The following is a 4,578-nucleotide window of genomic DNA, read 5'->3' as shown; positions in this document are numbered from 1 at the left end:
ATGTATAAGTTGAATTTTCATTGTGGAACCCTATGCAGATATACTAGTTGCAAAGTTAGCCTATATATCAAAACAATTATTATATTAATTTTAAAGTTATAGATACCCAATTAACAATTTAAGGTAATATATAATTAACAATTTGAAAAATTTCATGATAGTAGTGTATGTTGCAAAATCTTTTACAATATTATTCACATAAATTATAATGTAATTAAAGTTAGAAATTGTGAAAAAATAAATTCTAACTTATTTTATATGTACTAAGGTAGAAGATTCATTGACAATAAAGCTATCAATGGAACTTATGAGCCTGTACAGAAAAAATATTTATAGTATTTTTGAATGATTGTTTTAAAGAGTTTATTATAAAAATTAAAGTAGTTTATATAGATTGAATACTAAAATTGGAGGGTTTAGATTTGAGCAGTAATAAAAAAGTAGAGCAGATATTTACTTATTTGCATAGTATTAAGAATATCAATGATAAGCGAATAAGAAATATAAATGAATATGAGGAAGTATTTTTTGAATCTCATATATTAGACATAGATGGCTGTGATGTTGTAAGTAGTGAAAGTAGGGATGAATGGCTAGAAATAAATAAAAATGTTAAGGATATATACAATAAATTTTCTAAAATATATTTAAAGCTACAGAAAAATAGCGAAAATTTAGAAGTTATATATGCTCATGGATTATTAATTGGACAAGTAGAAGATGTTAAAATAATGCATCCTATTTTTACTACAAAAATGGATTTAAGTTTTGACGATAAAAATAGTGTGTTCTCATTAAAACCTTATAATAACATAACTAATATAGAACTCGATGTTTTAAGTGGTTTTGAGTCTTTTCCGTTACCAAAAATAATTGAAGCCACTTCAGAAATAAAGTCTTTAGGGATAGATGCTAGAAATAAAGATGAAGTAACTGCAGCAATTGATAAAATCATAGATATTCTAGATATACAAAGCAAAAGTAATGATTATAGGAAGTTAGATTCTTTATTAGATATGGAAGAAAATAGAGATATGATTTTCTATGATGAACCTGTAATCATTTTTAGAAAAGTGGATACAAGACTATGGAATATGGAATTAAACTCTATGCTTGAAGAAATAAGAAAGGGTTATAAAATTCCTAAGACTATAGAAGCGCTAGTTAATAATGAAAGACTTGAAGTAGATGAGATTGCAGCAGAAAAATGGAGAGAAATAGGGGAAGATTTATTATTTCCACTACCATATAATGAAGATCAAAAAGAGATAACAAAGAGATTATCAGAAAATTTCGGAGTAGTAGTACAAGGGCCTCCAGGTACAGGCAAAAGTCATACTATAGTAAATTTAATTTGCCATCTTCTAGCTCATGGTAAGAGGGTATTAGTTACAAGTCAAACAGATAGAGCACTTAGGGTATTAAACAATAAGATACCTGAAGAAATTCGTTCTCTTTGTATGAGTATATTAGGTGATGATGCAAAGGCTATGGAAGATTTGGATGATGCAGTACGAAAAATTACTGAAAATTTATCTTTGGATACTGTAGAACTTAAAAAACAATTCAAATTCCTAAAGTTTAAATTAAAACAGTGTAAGGATAATCAAGATATATTTCATGAAAGTTTAAGAAAGATAGAGTATAGCGAGAATCATAATGTTACTTATAATAATGAAAGCTATAGTTTAATGGATATGGCAAAGTACATAAGAGAAAATAGCAAAGAACTAAGCTATATAGATGATAGCCTTTCTATAAAGGGCAAATCGCCTTTAACTAATGAAGAGTTTGAAGAATTTCTAGATCTATTAGAGATATATTCTTTAATAGAGGTAGAGATTTATGAAAATACTAAAGAATACACAGATAAACTTCCTGAATTAATAGAGCTGGTAGAAAAAATAGATGAATATAGGGAACTTTTAAGTGATATTTATATTCATAGAAAAGTTGTAAGTCAGTGGAGCGATAAGGAAATTACTAGTTATTCTAATAATCATTTATTAAATCTATTAGATGAAGCATATAAAAATATAGAAGAAATTGAAAATACCTATGTTTATACTATAATGAAAAATTATTATTGTAGTAAAGTGAAAGGCGATGTATGGACAGAATTTATAGAGCACTGTGGGGATACTTTAAAAGAAATTTCAAAATTAAAAAGTGAGCTTAATAAGCATAAAATCCAATTTCCTGAAAATGTTGATATGAATAATTTTAAAAAGGATTTTGAAATAGTGGACAAGGTACTTAGAGAAAAAGGTAAGATAGGTACTATTTTCAAATTACTTCATGGAAATGTTAAATATATATTAGAGAGTGTAAAGATTGATTATGAACCTATATCTACATTGGAACATGCTGAAGTTATAAATAATTATATGAAGTTATACAAATTAGAGCGCGATCTTAAAAATTATTACAATAATACTATGAAAGAGTATGGAGGAAGACTAGTAACTCCTGCTGATGGGAATTTTAGTAATATTATAGAAGATACTATAGAGACGATAACTATGGTAATTGAATGGGAAAATAATTATAAAGATAAAATTTTAGGGCTACTTAAGACCAAGCATTTTAATAGAGAAATAAATTTCTATGAAAAGGAAAGTTATAGCTATATTAAAGAATCCCTTCTTAGCTTAAAGGCGATTAAAGAATTTGAGGATTTAGCAGAGTATTTAGACGATAATATTAAAACATTAAGAAAATATGATTGTTTTGAGGAACTTGCAGATAAAGTAGAAGAGAGTAATAGTAGCTTTGTTTTAAAATATTATGAGCGCATAAATTATTTAAATAAAAGTTCTCAAGATATAGAGAAGCTAATCAAATTTAGAGATATACTTATGGATAGTTGTCCTAAATTTACAAAATACATTTTAGTTCATCAAAGAGAAACTTTAAAGCTAAACTTTAAAAACTTNNACTTTGAAGGTGCTTTTAAATATAAAGTATGGAATGATTATATAACTACAGAACTTGGTGTTGATATTAAGAGCTTAGAAAGAGCGCTTTATGAAGAAAAGGCAATTGAAGATAAGCTAGTTAAAGAGATAGTTTGTAAGCAAAGTTGGTATAATCAAATATTGAGAACTACTGAGTTACAGAAGAGAAGTTTGTTTACTTGGATGGAAGCTATAAAAAGAATAGGCAAGGGTACTGGGACTCAAGCAGTTAAATATAGAAAAATTGCTCAAAGAGAAATGGAAAATTGTAAAGATGTTATCCCTGTATGGATAATGCCTATAAATAGAGTCATTGAGAACTTAAAGATAAATGAAAATTTATTTGATGTTATAATAGTAGATGAAAGTAGTCAAAGTGATATTACTGCATTAACTGCATTGATGAGAGCAGAAAGGGCAGTAATAGTTGGCGATGAGAAACAGATAAGTCCAGAAGCAATAGGTAAGGATAGTTCAATGGTGGAAAAGTTAATTGAAACTCATCTTGAAGGAATTCCACATGCAGAGTGGTTTGATTTAAAAACAAGTTTATATAATACAGCATTAAGAATTTTTCCTAACAGACTAATTTTAAAGGAGCATTTTAGAAGTGTTGATGAAATCATAGGATTTAGCAATAAACTATGCTATTCTAATGAAATTGTACCTCTAAGATGTGGCAAAAATGATAATCCATTAGATAAGCCTATAGTTACTGTTAAAGTAGAAGAAGCTTTTAGAGATGAAAATAAGACCATAAATATAAAAGAAGCCTATGCTGTAGTAGATAAGATTATTGAATGCTGTAATGATTCTAAATATGAAAATATGACTATGGGAGTAGTATCTCTTTTAGGAGATGCGCAGGCAGAATTCATTGAAAATCTTATAATTGAGAAACTAGGCATTGAAGAAATGGTTAAGAGGAGAATAATTTGTGGAGATGCTTATTCATTCCAAGGAGATGAAAGAGATGTAATGTTCTTATCTTTTGTTATAGCGGATAATGTAAAATTTGGAGTGCTTTCTAAGGATTCAGATATAAGAAGATTTAATGTTGCGGCAAGTAGGGCGAGAAATCAAATGTGGTTATTTCACTCTGTAGATCTTGAGGGCTTAAATCCTAAAGGTGTAAGACATAATTTATTAGAATATGCTATGGAGTATGAAAAATGTACTACTAAAAGAGAAGAAACTGAAGAGTACATTCTTACAACCTTCGAAGAAGATGTGTTAAAAGAGCTTAAGAATCTTAATATAGAAGTAACTCCTAAAGTTAAAGTAGGTAAATATAAAATAGATTTTGTAATAAAGGCTAAACATAAAATTGCTATTGAATGTTTAGGTTCGAAAAGAGAAGAAAAATATTCATGGAAAGAATCCTTTGAACGTCAACATACTCTAGAAAGAGTAGGTTGGAGATTTTATAAGATTAGAAGTAGTGAATTTTACTTAGATCCTAAAGAAACTATAAAGAGATTATATGATTCTGTAAATTAACACAAAAGTGCTAATAATTAGTATGGATTATTAGCACTTTTGGATTTAAAAGGATATAATTGATAAAATATTTGAAAAGGCTAATACTATAGGGATACAATGGGAAAACTTAATATATACT

Annotated in this window: 1 protein-coding gene; it reads left to right on the top strand. The window is 27.6% G+C overall.

Annotation, left to right across the window (positions count from 1 at the left end; genetic code table 11):
* Positions 1 to 731: 731 nt before the first annotated feature.
* Positions 732 to 4,457 carry an AAA domain-containing protein gene (locus B2W91_RS11005; protein ID WP_422653272.1) on the top strand — a complete coding sequence of 1,242 codons (3,726 nt, stop codon included), beginning with the start codon at positions 732 to 734 and terminating at the stop codon, positions 4,455 to 4,457.
* The last annotated feature ends 121 nt before the right edge of the window (positions 4,458 to 4,578 follow it).

The sequence above is a fragment of the Clostridium sp. UBA6640 genome, from assembly GCF_002455975.1.
Lineage (GTDB): Bacteria > Bacillota > Clostridia > Clostridiales > Clostridiaceae > Clostridium_J.
The sequence above is the reverse complement of the archived record's forward strand: the minus strand, read 5'-3'. Positions and strand labels throughout refer to the sequence as shown.